General features: G+C 37.3%; 14 protein-coding genes. All 14 read left to right on the forward strand.

The genetic code is table 11. The features are described 5' to 3' along the window. The first annotated feature begins 35 nt into the window (after positions 1-35). The 14 genes from AC2CGR_RS18700 (at position 36) to rsgA (ending at position 16,455) form a co-directional block, all read left to right on the forward strand. Positions 36-2,759 carry a calcium-translocating P-type ATPase, SERCA-type gene (locus AC2CGR_RS18700; protein WP_131100677.1) on the forward strand — a complete coding sequence of 908 codons (2,724 nt, stop codon included), beginning with the start codon at positions 36-38 and terminating at the stop codon, positions 2,757-2,759. Between the two features lie 100 nt (positions 2,760-2,859). Then, the gene (locus tag AC2CGR_RS18705) at positions 2,860-3,735 is read left to right on the forward strand and encodes a YicC/YloC family endoribonuclease (RefSeq protein WP_000564120.1); all 876 of its coding nucleotides are present in this window, start codon (positions 2,860-2,862) and stop codon (positions 3,733-3,735) included. Between the two features lie 67 nt (positions 3,736-3,802). After that, positions 3,803-4,066, forward strand: coding sequence for an extracellular matrix/biofilm regulator RemA (gene remA, locus AC2CGR_RS18710; protein ID WP_001251456.1), 264 nt, complete (start codon positions 3,803-3,805; stop codon positions 4,064-4,066). A gap of 13 nt (positions 4,067-4,079) precedes the next feature. Continuing rightward, a complete protein-coding gene (gene gmk / locus AC2CGR_RS18715) occupies positions 4,080-4,697 on the forward strand; it encodes a guanylate kinase (protein ID WP_484481052.1) in 618 nt (205 codons plus the stop codon). A gap of 2 nt (positions 4,698-4,699) precedes the next feature. After that, positions 4,700-4,912: a DNA-directed RNA polymerase subunit omega gene (gene rpoZ / locus AC2CGR_RS18720; protein ID WP_000933969.1), complete on the forward strand. Its 213-nt coding sequence runs from the start codon at positions 4,700-4,702 to the stop codon at positions 4,910-4,912. A 172-nt stretch (positions 4,913-5,084) separates the two neighbouring features. Then, on the forward strand, positions 5,085-6,290 hold the full coding sequence (gene coaBC / locus AC2CGR_RS18725) for a bifunctional phosphopantothenoylcysteine decarboxylase/phosphopantothenate--cysteine ligase CoaBC (RefSeq protein WP_131100675.1): 1,206 nt from the start codon (positions 5,085-5,087) through the stop codon (positions 6,288-6,290). Beyond that, positions 6,287-8,692: a primosomal protein N' gene (priA, locus tag AC2CGR_RS18730; protein WP_484481053.1), complete on the forward strand. Its 2,406-nt coding sequence runs from the start codon at positions 6,287-6,289 to the stop codon at positions 8,690-8,692. Before coaBC ends, priA begins: the two co-directional genes overlap by 4 nt. Positions 8,693-8,703: 11 nt before the next feature. Further along, positions 8,704-9,174 carry a peptide deformylase gene (gene def, locus AC2CGR_RS18735; RefSeq protein WP_000279468.1) on the forward strand — a complete coding sequence of 157 codons (471 nt, stop codon included), beginning with the start codon at positions 8,704-8,706 and terminating at the stop codon, positions 9,172-9,174. A gap of 23 nt (positions 9,175-9,197) precedes the next feature. Continuing rightward, a complete protein-coding gene (fmt, locus tag AC2CGR_RS18740) occupies positions 9,198-10,142 on the forward strand; it encodes a methionyl-tRNA formyltransferase (protein WP_000598791.1) in 945 nt (314 codons plus the stop codon). Beyond that, positions 10,139-11,473, forward strand: coding sequence for a 16S rRNA (cytosine(967)-C(5))-methyltransferase RsmB (gene rsmB / locus AC2CGR_RS18745; RefSeq protein WP_087966329.1), 1,335 nt, complete (start codon positions 10,139-10,141; stop codon positions 11,471-11,473). Before fmt ends, rsmB begins: the two co-directional genes overlap by 4 nt. A gap of 4 nt (positions 11,474-11,477) precedes the next feature. Then, positions 11,478-12,566 (forward strand): dual-specificity RNA methyltransferase RlmN, encoded by a 1,089-nt coding sequence (gene rlmN, locus AC2CGR_RS18750; protein WP_000450543.1) that lies wholly within the window; start codon positions 11,478-11,480, stop codon positions 12,564-12,566. 4 nt (positions 12,567-12,570) lie between these two features. Further along, positions 12,571-13,323 (forward strand): Stp1/IreP family PP2C-type Ser/Thr phosphatase, encoded by a 753-nt coding sequence (locus tag AC2CGR_RS18755; protein WP_000648697.1) that lies wholly within the window; start codon positions 12,571-12,573, stop codon positions 13,321-13,323. A gap of 8 nt (positions 13,324-13,331) precedes the next feature. Then, positions 13,332-15,305 carry a serine/threonine protein kinase PrkC gene (prkC, locus tag AC2CGR_RS18760; protein ID WP_131100671.1) on the forward strand — a complete coding sequence of 658 codons (1,974 nt, stop codon included), beginning with the start codon at positions 13,332-13,334 and terminating at the stop codon, positions 15,303-15,305. 268 nt (positions 15,306-15,573) lie between these two features. Next, positions 15,574-16,455, forward strand: coding sequence for a ribosome small subunit-dependent GTPase A (gene rsgA / locus AC2CGR_RS18765; RefSeq protein ID WP_131100669.1), 882 nt, complete (start codon positions 15,574-15,576; stop codon positions 16,453-16,455). Position 16,456: the final 1 nt, after the last annotated feature.

The raw sequence follows: 16,456 nt of genomic DNA on the forward strand, positions 1-16,456 counted from the left end.
TAGAGTATGTCTGGAATCAGGAGGTCGATAGCAGGATGAACTGGTATGGAATGCGCGCACATGAAGTGGAAGAACGAACGAATACGAATGTGAAGGTTGGACTTACAGAGAAAGAAGCAGAAGGGCGAATAAAAAAATTTGGTACAAATGAACTAGATGAAGCGAAAAGGCCTTCTGCACTGATGGTATTTTTGGCGCAATTTAAAGATTTTATGGTGCTTGTTTTGTTTGGTGCAACAATAGTTTCTGCTTTTTTAGGGGAATACATTGATTCTATTGCGATTGTGGCAATTGTTATTATCAATGGTATTCTTGGCTTTTTTCAAGAAAGAAAGGCTGAAAAGTCATTGGAAGCTTTAAAAGAGCTAGCCGCCCCGCAAGTTACTGTACTGCGGAATGGAAAGTGGGTAAAGGCACCGTCTAAAGCACTCGTTTTAGGTGATGTTATTAAATTTTCTAGTGGCGATCGTATTGGAGCTGATGTACGCCTTGTTGAGGCGGCGAGTTTATATATCGAAGAATCAGCTTTGACAGGAGAGTCAGTACCAGTGCAGAAGAAAGTAGAAGCATTGCAAGGGCAAGATGTTTCAATTGGTGATCAAAAAAATATGGCTTTTATGGGTACGATGATTACACGAGGATCTGGGACAGGAGTCGTTGTGGCAACGGGTATGAATACAGCGATGGGGCAAATTGCAAATATGTTACAAAATGCAGAGCAGATGGAAACACCACTGCAAAGAAGATTAGAGCAACTCGGAAAAATATTAATTATTGTGGCTCTTGTTTTGACAGCGCTTGTCGTGTTAGCTGGTGTGTATCAAGGGAATGAAGTGTATCATATGTTTTTAGCTGGTGTGTCGCTAGCTGTTGCTGCTATTCCAGAAGGGTTGCCAGCAATTGTTACAGTAGCTTTATCGCTTGGTGTACAGCGTATGATAAAAAAGAGAGCGATTGTAAGAAAGTTACCAGCGGTAGAAACGTTAGGTTGTGCTTCTGTTATATGCTCTGATAAAACAGGAACGATGACGCAAAACAAAATGATGGTAACACATATGTGGTCAGGTGGAGAGTTGTGGAAAGTGACAGGTCAAGGGTATGAACCTAATGGATCTTTTCTGAAAGGTGAAAAAGAAGTGAATCCAGTTAAGACGAAAGCACTTTATCAACTACTCACATTTGGTTCACTATGTAATAATGCAAGTATTATTCAAAAGAAAAAGGCGTATGTATTAGATGGAGATCCAACTGAGGGAGCACTTGTAGCTGCAGCAATGAAAGCGGGGATAACGCGTGAGGCACTGAAAGGGAAATTTGAAATTATTCGTGAATTTCCGTTTGATTCAACTCGGAAAATGATGAGTGTTATTGTACGAGATAGAGAAGGGAAAAAGTTTGTCGTTACGAAGGGAGCACCAGATGTCCTCCTGCAAATGAGTCAAACGATTTTATGGGGAGATAAGCAGCAACCATTAAGTGAGTTGTATAGAAAAGAAGTACAGGCGGCTATTCATAGTTTAGGTAGTCAAGCGCTGCGAACAATTGCAGTTGCATTTAAGCCATTAAAAGTAACTGATTCTACCGAACATGAAAGAGACGTTGAAAAGGATTTTATGTTAGTTGGGATACAAGGTATGATTGATCCGCCAAGACCAGAGGTAGAGCAGGCTGTAAAAGAGTGCAGAGAAGCTGGTATTCGAACAGTGATGATTACAGGTGACCATAAAGTTACAGCAATGGCGATTGCGGAACAATTAGGGGTTTTACCACAAGGAGGACGCGTTGTTGAAGGAGTAGAACTCGCAAATATGGATGTAGAAGAACTAGAAAATGTTGTAGAAGATACGTATGTATTTGCTCGTGTATCACCAGAACATAAATTGAAAATTGTTAAGGCGTTGCAAAATAAAGGACATATAGTAGCGATGACAGGTGATGGAGTAAACGATGCTCCAGCTATAAAAACAGCGGATATTGGGATAGCGATGGGAATTACAGGGACAGACGTTGCGAAAGAAGCTTCTTCTCTTGTATTGCTGGACGATAATTTCGCTACGATAAAATCAGCAATTAAAGAAGGTAGAAATATATACGAGAACATACGTAAGTTTATTCGTTATTTATTAGCATCGAACGTTGGAGAAATTTTGGTCATGCTATTTGCAATGTTGCTTGCATTACCGCTGCCAATGGTTCCAATTCAAATTTTATGGGTGAATTTAGTTACTGACGGTTTGCCAGCAATGGCATTAGGTTTGGATAAGGCTGAGGGAGACGTGATGAAGAGAACGCCGCGTCATCCGAAAGAAGGGGTATTTGCTAGAGGGCTTGCCTGGAAAATTATAAGCCGTGGCTTTTTAATTGGGGCAGTGACGTTAGTAGCGTTTATTATTGCATATAATCAACATCCAAATGAACTGAAATATGCACAAACTGTAGCGTTTGCAACGTTGGTACTTGCTCAGCTGATTCATGTATTTGATTGCCGAAGTGAGCATTCTGTTTTCCACCGCAATCCGTTTGGAAATGTGTATTTAGTAGGAGCGGTTATCATTTCATTACTACTCATGCTCGTCGTTATATATTATCCACCGTTACAGCCGATTTTTAGCACGATGCCAATACAAGCGAGAGATTGGTTGTTAATTGGAGGTTTATCATCAATTCCGACCTTCTTATTAGTAGGCTCTTTATTAACAGGGAAAAAGGGAAAGAAGGAAAAGCCAATATTATATAAGAAGGGATTAAACTTGAAATAGTCAATGATATGAAAATGTGATATAATTTACAGAAGGTAGTAGAGCCTTGTCTCTATTACCTTTTTCATTGAGTTATTTCATGGCTTGGATGTGATAAAAAATGATTTGCAGTATGACAGGGTTTGGAAGATCGAAAGTAGAAAGTGATACTTTTCAAATTACAGTAGAAATGAAATCGGTGAACCACCGTTTTCTAGAGATGAGTATTCGACTACCGAAGCAAATGATGGTATTTGAAGACAAAATTCGTAAAATAATTGCACAGCAAGTTCGCCGTGGACGCATTGAAGTGTCTATTAGTATAGCGGGTGAAGGGCTTGTTGAAAGAAAATTAAGTGTGAATTGGTCGCTTCTTGAGCAGTACCAATCGATTATGGAAGATATAAAAGGAAAATTTCAATTACAAGATTCTATTACACTCGAGCAATTAATGGCAATGCCAGAAGTAACAGCGATTGAAGAGGTAGAAAACGTAAATGAACAATTTGAGAACAGTTTATATGAGGCTGTTCGCCAAGCTGCTCATATGTTAAAAACGATGAGAGATGGCGAAGGAGAACGATTACATAAAGATATAGCGTATCGTTTACAAGAAATTCACAATTGTGTAAACGCAATTATTCCGCATGCACCAATTGTTACACAAAAATATCGTGAACGATTAGAAAATCGCTTAAAGGAATTACATAATCAAGATCTAGATGAACAAAGATTGCTAACAGAAGTTGCAATCTTTGCTGAGCGTTGTGATATTCACGAAGAGTTAGTTCGTTTGCAAAGTCATTTAGAACAATTCCGTGAAACACTGCAGATTGAAGAGCCTGTTGGAAGGAAAATGGATTTCATCGTGCAAGAGATGCATAGAGAAATTAATACGATTGGTTCTAAGGCAAATGACTTAACAATTTCAAAATATGTTGTAGAAATGAAAAATAACCTTGAAAAAATTCGTGAACAAGTACAAAATATTGAGTAGCTTTCAAAAAATATATAAAGTTATACGTGGTGGAGAAATCGGATAGACTTACTAGGAGGCGCAAACTATGGCCATGCGGTTTTTAAATATTGGATACGGAAATATTGTATCTGCTCATCGAATTATTGCTATTGTAAGTCCGGAGTCAGCTCCTATTAAACGAACAGTACAGGAAGCACGCGAACATAATGCTTTACTTGATGCTACGTATGGGAGAAAAACAAGGGCGGTTATTGTTATGGATGATGGGCATGTTGTATTAAGTCCAATTCAGCCAGAGACGATTGCACATCGTTTGAATAATAAAGAAGATTTAAGTGAGGAAGGGTAGGTTTTACATATTTATGAGAAGTAGAAGAGGATTGCTCATCGTTCTTTCAGGACCTTCTGGGGTTGGTAAAGGAACGGTTCGAAAAGAGCTGTTTAGTCATGAGGATACACGTTTTCAGTACTCCATTTCAGTAACGACACGTAAGCCACGTGAAGGTGAAGTGGATGGTGTGGATTATTTCTTTAAAGAGAGAGAAGAATTTGAGGAAATGATTCGTAATGAAAAATTACTTGAGTGGGCTGAGTTCGTAGGTAATTATTACGGAACACCGATTGATTATGTTGAAAAAACATTACAAGAAGGAAAAGATGTATTCTTAGAAATTGAAGTGCAAGGAGCAATTCAAGTTAAGAAAGCTTTCCCAGAAGGTGTATTTATTTTCTTAGCACCTCCAAGTTTATCTGAACTAAAGAACCGAATTGTCGGTCGTGGTACAGAAACTGAAGATGTGATTGAAAATCGTTTAACGGTAGCGAAAGAAGAAATTGATATGATGGACGCTTACGACTACGTTGTAGAAAACGACCAAGTTAAACTAGCTTGTGAAAGAATTAAAGCAATTGTGGTTGGTGAACATTGCCGCCGCGAAAGAGTAGCAAAATATTATAAAGAAATGACGGAGGGTCTATAATTATGTTAAATCCATCAATTGATTCATTATTAACAAAAATCGATTCTAAATATACACTTGTAACAGTGGCTGCAAAACGTGCGCGTGAAATGCAACTTGCTAATAACTGTGTTGTAGAAAAACCAGTCTCTCATAAATGTGTAGGTAAAGCATTAGAAGAAATTGATATTGAAGCGTTAAGCTACGTACCAAGTGAAGATAAAGTAACTGAATAAGACTTTGTCTTCGACAATTTAAAACATAGACTTTATAATTTTCTATGTAACGGTAACAACCTATTTACAAGTAGGTTGTTATTTTTTTACGGTAGGGAAGAAATATTGATACTGATGAGCTGATAATCTTGTTTCAGTATTATAAGTTTGAAAAAGAAAGAGGACGAGCCATATGCTAAAAGGGAAAAAGATACTTTTATGTGTAACAGGAGGCATTGCGGTCTTTAAAGCGGCTGCGTTAACGAGTAAATTGACACAAGCTGGTGCTATTGTAAAAGTAATGATGAGTGAGTCGGCAATGAAGTTTGTTACACCTCTTACATTCCAGGCGCTTTCTCGCCATGATGTATATACGGATACATTCGATGAGAAAGACTCAGCTGTTATTGCTCATATCGATTTAGCAGATTGGGCAGATGTTGTACTTGTTGCACCTGCTACAGCCAATTGTATTGGAAAGTTAGCTAACGGTATTGCAGATGATATGATTACAACTACTTTGTTAGCTACTACAGCCCCAGTGTGGATTGCACCTGCTATGAATGTGCATATGTATGAAAATAAAATTGTTCAAAAAAATATGATGACGTTAAAAACGTTAGGATATACATTTATTGAGCCTGGAGAAGGTTTTTTAGCGTGTGGTTATGTAGCGAAGGGAAGATTAGAAGAACCTGAAGCGATTATTGCACGGTTAGAAGATGCTTTTTCAGAACAAAAACCACTGCAAGGAAAAAGAATATTAATAACCGCTGGCCCAACTCGTGAAAAGATTGATCCAGTCCGTTTTATGACCAATTTTTCTTCTGGAAAAATGGGATACGCAATTGCGGAAGTGGCGGCGAACTTAGGTGCTGAAGTCATACTTGTTTCGGGACCGACAGCATTAAATCCACCATTGCATGTAACTACAATGCAAGTGGAATCGGCACAAGATATGTTAGAGGCAGTTATTCAACATTATCAAAACGTAGATGTTGTCATTAAAACAGCAGCGGTTGCAGATTATCGTCCGAAATATGTTCATGATAATAAAATGAAAAAGAAAAATGGCGATGCTGTAATTGAGCTAGAGAGAACAGTAGATATTTTAAAAACGTTAGGTAAGATGAAGGACAAACAGTTACTTGTCGGTTTTGCGGCTGAAACGACAAACGTAGAGGAATATGCAACGAAAAAATTACGTGAGAAAAATGCGAATATGATTGTTGCAAACGACGTAAAGGCGCAAGGAGCTGGATTTGGTACAGATACGAACATTGTAACAATGTATAGAAAAGATGGAGAAGTTATAGAGTTGCCACTTTTAACGAAGAAAGAGGTTGCTCATGAAATATTAAAGCAAATTGAAATGATGTTAGAAGATGATCGTCTATGAAATTTGCAAGTGTAATTGTTGATGTGCCTGCACGTCAGACGGATCGACCATTTGATTATATTATCCCTAAAAAATGGGAAGATATTGTCCAGACAGGCATGCGTGTAGTAGTTCCGTTTGGCCCAAGGAAATTGCAAGGTTTTATTATTGGTATTAAAGATTCGGTTGAAGTAGAAAGTAAGAAGTTAAAGACAATCCATGAAATTTTAGATGTAACACCGGTTTTAAATGAAGAGTTGTTAAATCTTGGATATTGGCTTACAAGTGAAACGTTATGTTATATGATTTCAGCTTTTCAAGTTATGCTTCCAACGGCTATAAAAGCAACATATAAAAAACGTCTACAGCTTCGTAAACAAGAAGAAGTAGCACCTGAACTACTGTTTTTATTTCAAGACAAAGAAGCGATAGATTGGGAAGCGATTGAGACGCAGCCACATCTATACCGCACGATTCAACAAGAAATTAAACATGGCACGATTGAAGTCGTTTATCACGTAAAAGATAAAGTACAAAAGAAGAAACAAAGAGTCGTTCAACCGGAGTTGCCAGAAGATAAATTGGAATTAGCAGCATTTGAACTGAAAAGTAAAAAACAACAAGATGTACTCTATTATTTTGTGGAAAATTATAAAAGTGTGCCGTTGAAAGTAATAACAGAAGAGTTGCAAATAACAGATGCTCCAATTAAAGCACTTGTTAAAAAGGGGCTAATCTCAGAAAAGTATGTGGAGGTATATCGGAATCCGTATGACGATGACGATTTTGAACAAACGAAACCATTCCCACTTACTGAGGAACAAAAGCGAGTTATTACACCGATTTTATCATCAATTACAAATGAAACTTACAATCCATTTTTACTATATGGTGTTACAGGAAGTGGAAAAACAGAAGTATATTTACAATCTATAGCAGCGGTGCTCGAGAAAGGAAAAGAAGCTATTGTGCTTGTTCCTGAAATTGCGCTAACGCCTCAGATGGTAGACCGTTTTAAAGGTAGATTTGGCTCACAAGTTGCAGTTCTTCATAGTGCGCTGTCTGTTGGAGAAAAATATGATGAATGGCGTAAGATTTTAAGGAAAGAAGTGAAAGTCGTAGTTGGTGCACGCTCAGCTGTATTTGCTCCTTTTGAAAATTTAGGGATTATTATTATTGATGAGGAACATGAATCGAGCTATAAGCAAGAAGATAATCCGAGGTATCATGCAAGGGATGTAGCTGTGTGGAGGGGACAATATCATAAATGTCCTATTGTTCTTGGTAGTGCAACACCGACGCTTGAATCGTTTGCAAGAGCGAAAAAAGGTGTGTATGAATTACTGACGATGGAAAAACGTATGAACGAACAAGCTTTACCGACAGTAGAGATTGTTGATATGCGTGAAGAACTTCGTGACGGGAATCGCTCCATGTTTTCAAAGGCGCTGCATGAAAAAATAGCAGATCGGTTAGAAAAGAAAGAACAAATGGTGCTCTTTTTAAATAGAAGGGGGCATTCTACATTTGTTATGTGCCGTGATTGCGGGTACGTTGTACAATGTCCGCATTGTGATATCTCGCTGACATATCATAAAATGAACCATCGTTTAAAATGCCATTATTGCAGTTACGAAGAAAATATGCCGACTGCGTGTCCTGCTTGTCAAAGTACATACATTCGTTTCTTTGGTACAGGTACGCAAAAGGTAGAAGAAGAAATTACAAAACTATTTCCAGAAGCACGAGTCATTCGAATGGATGTAGATACGACGAGTCGTAAAGGGATGCATGAGAAATTATTAAAGGCGTTCGGGGAAGAAAAAGCAGATATATTACTTGGAACACAAATGATCGCGAAAGGGTTAGATTTTCCGAAAGTAACGCTTGTTGGGGTTTTAACTGCTGATACGATGCTTCATTTACCTGATTTTCGGGCGAGTGAAAAGACTTATCAGTTATTGACGCAAGTAAGTGGACGAGCAGGCCGACATGAATTGCCAGGGGAAGTTATCATTCAAACGTATACGCCAGAACATTACAGTATAGAGTTAGCAAAGAACCAACAATATGATGCGTTTTTTGACCAAGAAATGCAAATGAGACGAACGAGACAATATCCACCTTATTACTATGTTGTACTTGTGACGGTATCTCATCCGGAATTATTAAAGGCCGTACAAGTGACGGAAAAAATTGTCGGTCATTTACGGTCGCACTGTTCGCAGCAAACAATGGTGTTAGGACCGGTTGCTTCAGCAATTCCAAGGATAAAAGATAGATATCGTTATCAATGCATGATAAAATACAAACGGGAACCAAACTTAAAGAACGTGCTCAAAATGGTAAATGAACATTATCAAGCAGAAATGCAAAAAGAGCTACAAATCTCAATTGATTTTAATCCAACAATGTTAATGTAGCGGAGGGAAATATGGCAGTTTTAGAAATAGTAAAGCATCCAAATGAAGTGTTAGAAACACCGTGTGAAAGAGTAATTAACTTTGATAAAAAGTTAGTGAAATTGTTGAAAGATATGCATGAAACAATGTTAATTGCGGACGGAGTCGGTTTAGCTGCGCCTCAAGTAGGGGTAAGCTTGCAAGTGGCGGTAGTTGATATTGGTGATGATACTGGGAAAATCGAGTTAATCAATCCATCGATACTAGAAAAACGTGGTGAACAAGTAGGTCCCGAAGGCTGTTTAAGCTTCCCGGGACTTTATGGTGAAGTGGAACGTGCGGATTATATTAAAGTGCGTGCGCAAAATCGCAGAGGTAAAGTATTTTTACTAGAAGCAGAAGGTTTTTTAGCGCGTGCAATTCAACATGAAATCGATCATTTACACGGTGTGTTATTTACATCGAAAGTGACAAGATATTATGAGGAAAATGAATTAGAATAGGTATTAAAAGGAGCGGTTTTTAAATGATAAAAGTAGTATTTATGGGAACACCGGACTTTTCAGTGCCGGTGCTTCGTCGTCTTATTGAAGATGGCTATGATGTAATAGGTGTTGTGACGCAACCAGATCGTCCGGTAGGTAGAAAAAAAGTATTAACACCTACACCTGTTAAAGTGGAAGCAGAAAAGCATGGTATTCCGGTGTTACAGCCGTTAAGAATTCGTGAGAAAGACGAATATGAAAAAGTATTGGCATTAGAGCCAGATTTAATTGTAACAGCTGCGTTCGGTCAAATTGTACCAAATGAAATTTTAGAAGCACCGAAGTATGGATGTATTAACGTCCACGCTTCTTTACTTCCTGAACTTCGTGGTGGTGCACCAATCCATTATGCAATTATGGAAGGGAAAGAAAAAACAGGTATTACAATTATGTATATGGTAGAAAAATTGGATGCTGGTGATATCTTAACGCAAGTAGAAGTGGAAATTGAAGAGCGTGAAACGACAGGCTCGTTATTTGATAAGCTAAGTGAAGCAGGGGCACATCTTCTATCTAAAACAGTACCTTTACTAATTCAAGGTAAGTTAGAACCAATTAAACAAAACGAGGAAGAAGTAACGTTTGCATATAATATAAAACGTGAGCAAGAGAAAATTGATTGGACAAAAACAGGTGAAGAAGTATACAATCACATTCGCGGATTGAATCCATGGCCAGTTGCTTATACAACTTTAGCAGGACAAGTTGTTAAAGTATGGTGGGGAGAAAAAGTACCTGTAACGAAATCAGCTGAAGCAGGTACGATTGTTGCGATCGAAGAAGATGGTTTCGTTGTAGCAACTGGTAATGAAACGGGTGTTAAAGTTACAGAATTGCAACCTTCTGGTAAAAAGCGTATGAGTTGTTCACAATTTTTACGTGGAACAAAACCTGAAATTGGAACGAAGTTAGGAGAAAATGCATGAGACAAAATGTTCGTGAATTAGCTCTTGATGGTTTAATTCAAGTAGAAAAAAGTGGTGCATACAGTAACTTACTTTTAAATAATCTAATTGAAAAAAGTACAATTGATAGAAAAGATATTGGTTTATTAACTGAGATTGTATATGGAACAATCCAACGTCGTGATACATTAGATTATTATTTACAGCCTTTTTTAAAAAAGAAAGTTGAAGCGTGGGTAAGAGTATTACTTCGCTTATCTTTATATCAAATGATTTATTTAGACCGAGTGCCCGAAAGAGCGGCTATTCATGAAGCGGTTGAGATTGCAAAGCGTCGCGGGCATAAAGGAATTGCTGGTATGGTGAACGGTGTATTACGTTCGATTCAAAGAGAAGGTGTACCTTCTGTAGATGAAATCAAAGATCCAGTAGAACGTTTGGCAATTGCAACAAGTCATCCAATTTGGCTTGTCCAAGAGTGGACTTCAGAATATGGTTTAGAAACTGCTGAGAAAATGTGTAAAGTGAACATGTTACCGCCTGTACCAACAGCGCGTGTGAATATTGATAAAATAACAGTAGAAGAAGCAATTGCATTATTAGCTAGTGAAGGTATAGAAGCGAAGCGTGGCGATTTATCAGATGATGCAATTCAAATTGAAAAAGGGAATGTAGCGCACACAGATGCGTTTAAAAAAGGTTTTCTTTCTATTCAAGATGAAAGTTCTATGTTGGTAGCACGTGCCTTAGAACCAGATGAGGGGGATGTAGTTCTTGATAGTTGTGCTGCTCCAGGTGGAAAAACAACACATATCGCAGAGCGATTAAAAGGAACTGGTCAAGTCATGTCCCTTGATTTACATGCACACAAAGTACGTTTAATTAAACAACAAGCAGAGCGACTTGGTCTAGAAAATGTCGAAACAAAGGCATTAGATGCTAGAAAAGTGCAAGAACACTTTGCAAATGAAACGTTTGATAAAATATTAGTAGATGCCCCATGTTCTGGATTTGGTGTAATTAGACGTAAGCCTGATATTAAGTTAGGTAAAGATAAAGGCGATAGTGAAAGATTATCGACGATCCAACTTGCAATACTAGAAAAAATCGCACCGTTATTAAAACAAGGTGGTCGCCTTGTTTATAGTACGTGCACAATTGAAAAAATAGAAAATGAACAAGTAATAGAACGATTTTTACAAGAGCATCCTGAGTTTGAGTGGGATACTACGATAAAAGAGCGTATGCCAGAAAAGTTAGGTTCGTATATTGATGAAGGTCAAGTACAAATTTTACCGCACTATTTTGCAACAGATGGCTTTTATATTGCTTGTTTAAGGAAGAAGGTGTAGCATCGTGGAAACGACTGTGAGAAAACAAAAGAAAAATTTAGAAACGAAAAAACCATCAATTTACTCTTTACAACTTCATGAAATGCAAGATTGGTTAAAGGAGCAAGGAGAACCAAAGTTCCGTGCTGGACAAATTTTTGATTGGTTATATAAAAAACGTGTAAAAAATTATGAGGATATGTCAAACCTTTCTAAAGGATTGCGTGAAAAATTGTCGAATTCCTTTGATATTACTACTTTAAATACGTTAGTAAAACAAACGTCTTCGGATGGAACAATTAAATTCTTATTCCAATTATACGATGGATATTCTATTGAAACGGTATTAATGCGACATGAATATGGAAATTCCATTTGTGTAACAACGCAAGTAGGTTGTCGTATTGGATGTACGTTCTGTGCTTCAACGCTTGGCGGTTTAAAGCGAAACTTAGAAGCTGGAGAAATTGTAGCGCAAGTAGTAGAAGTGCAACGTGCACTTGATGAATCAGAAGAACGTGTAAGTTCTCTTGTCGTTATGGGAATTGGAGAACCATTTGATAACTACGATAATTTAATGGGATTCTTACGCATCATTAACCATGAAAAAGGACTTCATATTGGTGCGAGACATATGACAGTTTCGACAAGTGGAATTATCCCGAAAATTTATAAGTTCGCTGAAGAAGACTTACAAATTAATTTTGCGATTTCACTGCATGCTCCAAACTCAGAATTACGTTCAAAATTAATGCCGATTAACCGTGCTTATAAGCTACCGGATTTGATGGAAGCTATTAAATACTATGTAAATAGAACAGGGCGTCGTATTACTTTTGAATATGGACTATTTGGAGGAGAAAATGACCAAGTTGAGCACGCTGAAGAACTTGCTGCGCTCTTAAAAGGTGTAAAATGTCATGTGAACTTAATTCCGGTAAACTACGTACCTGAACGTGATTATGTACGTACGCCACGTGAACAAATTTTCTTGTTTGAAAAAACGTTAAAAGATCGTGGAGTAAATGTAACGATTCGCCGTGAACAAGGTCATGATATTGATGCAGCCTGCGGTCAGTTGCGTGCGAAGGAGCGCAAAGAAGAGACGAGGTGACGAGATGAAAGCCGTGTTTCTATCAGATAAAGGAAAAGTTCGTCAACATAATGAAGATAGTGCAGGAGTTTTTCACAATTTAGATGGAAATATTTTAGCGGTAGTAGCAGATGGAATGGGAGGTCATCGAGCTGGTGATGTAGCTAGCTCGATGACCATTCAATTATTCCATGATTATTGGAAGCAAACGCATAATATGAATGAGCCAAAAAAAGTAGAAGAGTGGTTACATACTAGTGTTGGGATTATTAATGAGCGTATATATGAGTACTCTAAGCAACATGTAGAATGTAATGGCATGGGAACAACACTTATAATAGCAATTTGTACGCCGAGCTTTGTGACAATAGGTCATATAGGGGATAGTCGTTGTTATATGGTATCAGAGGGAGAAATCTCGCTTGTAACGGAAGATCACTCACTTGTAAATGAACTTGTGAGACATGGTGAAATTTCAAAAGAAGACGCAGAATATCACCCGAAAAAGAATGTTTTGTTAAGGGCATTAGGAACAGAAGAGAAAGTCGGATTAGATGTTAAAACGTTGGTGCTAGAGGAAGATGATCAGTTACTTCTTTGCTCTGATGGATTATCTAACAAAGTTTCTATTGCTGATATGCAACAAATTTTACAGTTAAATGAACAGCTAGAAACTAAGGGGCAACGTCTCATTCAATTGGCGAATGATCGTGGTGGGGAAGATAATATTACCCTTGTTCTGATTGATTATGCGGGTTCGACAAACGAAAGTAGGTGAAGTGCAACGTGCTGATTGGAAAACGCTTAAATGACCGTTATAAGCTGCTGAAAATGATTGGTGGCGGTGGAATGGCCAATGTATATTTAGCTCACGATGATATACTGGGCCGGGATGTAGCGGTAAAAATATTACGACTCGACTATTCAAATAACGAAGAGTTTATTAAACGTTTCCATCGAGAAGCGCAGTCTGTTACAACGTTGTCGCATCCAAATATTGTGAATATGTATGATGTCGGAGAAGAAGATGGTATATATTATCTTGTAATGGAGTATGTACCAGGACAAACATTGAAGCAATACATAATTGAGCGAGGGATGTTATCGATAGGAGAAGCTCTTGATATTATGGAGCAGTTAACATCCGCCATGGCACACGCCCATCATTTTGAAATTGTGCACCGTGATATTAAACCGCACAATATTTTAATTCGAGCTGATGGAGTAATAAAAGTAACAGATTTTGGAATTGCGACAGCTACAAGTGCAACAACAATTACACATACAAATTCAGTACTTGGTTCGGTGCATTACTTATCGCCAGAACAAGCACGCGGCGGGATAGCAAATAAACAATCAGATATTTATTCCCTAGGGATTGTTATGTTTGAGTTGTTAACAGGAAGACAACCATTTTCTGGTGAATCTGCTGTTGCTATAGCTTTAAAACATTTACAAAGTGAAATTCCGTCTCCAAAAAGATGGAATGAAAATATTCCGCAAAGTGTCGAAAATATTATATTAAAGGCAACTGCGAAAGATCCGTTTCATCGATATCAATCTGCCAATGCGATGAAACGAGATATTGAAACTGCGCTATATCCAGAGAGGATAAATGAGCAGCCATTTTACATACCGGAAGATATGGAAGCGACAAAAGCGATTCCGATTATTCAACAAGAACAATTATTCGAAAATGTTACTGATGAAACAATTGTTTTAAAAGGAAGTAAAGTGGATGAACAGACAAGAAAAGAAGAAACTAATTTAAATAAGAAGCAAAAACGAAGTAATAAATGGCTTAAGATTTTAATTACAACATTTTTACTTTTAGCAATCGGAATAACGTTAGCGCTTACTGTTATTCCAGGATTCTTTATTCCAAAAGATGTAAAAGTCCCTGATGTGTCTGGTATGAAATATACGACAGCAGTAAATACATTAGTTGAAAAGGGTTTTGAGGTTACGGAACCTAATATTGTATATACAGATGATGTTGAAACCGGTGATGTCATAAAAACAGACCCTGTGGCAGGAAGAGTCGTGAAAGAAAACTCTAAAATTACTATCTATCAATCAGGTGGAAAAAAGAAAAGTAAGATGAGTGATCTTACAGGGAAAGATTTTGAGAGCATAAGGTCTGAATTAGAAGGAAAATATAAACAAGTTACAATAAATTATATTGAAAATGATAGACCAAAAGGTGAAATCGTTGAGCAAATTCCGACGCCAGATCAAATGGTAGTAGAGGCGGAACAAGACTTGAAAATTTGGGTAAGTAAAGGTCCTTATCAAATTAGACCAGGTGACTTTTCAGGATGGACTGAAAATAGTGTCAATGGTTATTTGAATGAGAGGAAACTAACTCCAGATATAAAACGAGAGTATTCCGATACTGTTGATAAAGGACTTGTAATTTCGCAATCTCCAAAACCGGGAACGGCGTTAAAAGAAGGAGATAAAGTGACGATTATCATCTCAGAGGGCCCTAAGCCGAAAGTAACGAAAACCGTGAAAGTGGATAATATTTCTATTCCGTATGAGTCTTCTATAATAGGTGAGAAAAAACCGCAAACGATAGAGATTTATAAAGAAGATATGCAACAAAAAATGGATAGACCAATTGAAACTAGAACAATTTCAGAGTCGGCAACTATTTCATTAGAATTTGTAATTCAAGAAGGTACAAAAGGACACTATAAAATTGTACGAGATGGTGTAACGATTATTGACAAAGAAGTACCATATCCAACTCAATAATAATGAATTCCATTTTCTTTTTAGAGAGAATGGAATGTATTACTCTTGCCTGTTATGCTGTCTACATATAGTGGACTGTATAACAGGCAAAAATATATGATTCAAAAAGCTATAAAAGTGATACTGTTATAAATAATATTTTAAATTTAATGGTAGATTAAACTTATTAACTTGTATATATGACGGGTTTTGAAATCTTTATTTAAAGAATGATAATCCATTCAATATGAATTACAGCTTCACTTTATACAGAATAAAGGAGAATTATATGCCAGAAGGAAAAATTGTAAAAGCTCTAAGTGGATTTTATTATGTGCAGCATGAAGAAGGGATTACACAATGTCGCGGGCGTGGTGTGTTTAGAAAAAATAAAATTACACCATTGGTAGGAGACCACGTTGTCTTTCAGGCTGATAATCCAAGTGAAGGATACGTGCTTGAAGTATTTGATCGAAAAAATGAACTTGTTAGGCCTCCTATTGCTAATGTTGATCAAGCAATACTCGTTTTTTCTGCAGTAGAACCAGATTTTAATCCGGGACTGTTAGATCGATTTTTAGTGCTGATTGAATATCATAACATTAAACCGATTATTTGCATTAGTAAGATGGATTTAGTGGATGAAAAAATGAGAGAGACTGTTGAATCTTATGCAAATGACTATCGTGAGATGGGATATGATGTATTATTTACTTCTATAAATACATCGGAAAGTATTGACATTTTAAAACCATTCTTAGAAGGTTGTGTTTCCGTTGTTGCGGGGCAATCTGGTGTTGGAAAATCTTCTATGCTTAACGTCTTACGTCCAGAATTAGAACTGAAAACGAATGATATTTCCTCACATTTAGGACGCGGGAAACATACGACAAGACACGTAGAATTAATTGCGATTGGAAGCGGACTAGTTGCAGATACACCTGGTTTTAGTTCACTCGATTTCATAGAGATAGAGGTAGAAGATCTTACATATTGTTTTCCAGAGTTGAAAGAAGCGAGCCAATACTGTAAATTTAGAGGGTGTACACATCTTTCTGAACCGAAATGTGCTGTGAAGGCTGCGGTTGAAGAGGGGAAGATTACAGAATATCGTTATAAGAATTACAAACAATTCGTAGAAGAAATTAGAGAGAGAAAGCCGAGGTATTAGT

It is taken from the genome of Bacillus sp. LSHTCR4, from assembly GCF_057197025.1.

What these genes read in the sequence shown, in the direction of transcription:
- rsgA (WP_131100669.1), top strand. Translation starts at nt 15,574, where the DNA reads ATGCCAGAAGGAAAAATTGTAAAAGCTCTAAGTGGATTTTATTATGTG.
- rsmB (WP_087966329.1), top strand. Translation starts at nt 10,139, where the DNA reads ATGAGACAAAATGTTCGTGAATTAGCTCTTGATGGTTTAATTCAAGTA.
- AC2CGR_RS18705 (WP_000564120.1), top strand. Translation starts at nt 2,860, where the DNA reads ATGATTTGCAGTATGACAGGGTTTGGAAGATCGAAAGTAGAAAGTGAT.
- remA (WP_001251456.1), top strand. Translation starts at nt 3,803, where the DNA reads ATGGCCATGCGGTTTTTAAATATTGGATACGGAAATATTGTATCTGCT.
- priA (WP_484481053.1), top strand. Translation starts at nt 6,287, where the DNA reads ATGAAATTTGCAAGTGTAATTGTTGATGTGCCTGCACGTCAGACGGAT.
- def (WP_000279468.1), top strand. Translation starts at nt 8,704, where the DNA reads ATGGCAGTTTTAGAAATAGTAAAGCATCCAAATGAAGTGTTAGAAACA.
- gmk (WP_484481052.1), top strand. Translation starts at nt 4,080, where the DNA reads ATGAGAAGTAGAAGAGGATTGCTCATCGTTCTTTCAGGACCTTCTGGG.
- rpoZ (WP_000933969.1), top strand. Translation starts at nt 4,700, where the DNA reads ATGTTAAATCCATCAATTGATTCATTATTAACAAAAATCGATTCTAAA.
- AC2CGR_RS18700 (WP_131100677.1), top strand. Translation starts at nt 36, where the DNA reads ATGAACTGGTATGGAATGCGCGCACATGAAGTGGAAGAACGAACGAAT.
- fmt (WP_000598791.1), top strand. Translation starts at nt 9,198, where the DNA reads ATGATAAAAGTAGTATTTATGGGAACACCGGACTTTTCAGTGCCGGTG.
- AC2CGR_RS18755 (WP_000648697.1), top strand. Translation starts at nt 12,571, where the DNA reads ATGAAAGCCGTGTTTCTATCAGATAAAGGAAAAGTTCGTCAACATAAT.
- coaBC (WP_131100675.1), top strand. Translation starts at nt 5,085, where the DNA reads ATGCTAAAAGGGAAAAAGATACTTTTATGTGTAACAGGAGGCATTGCG.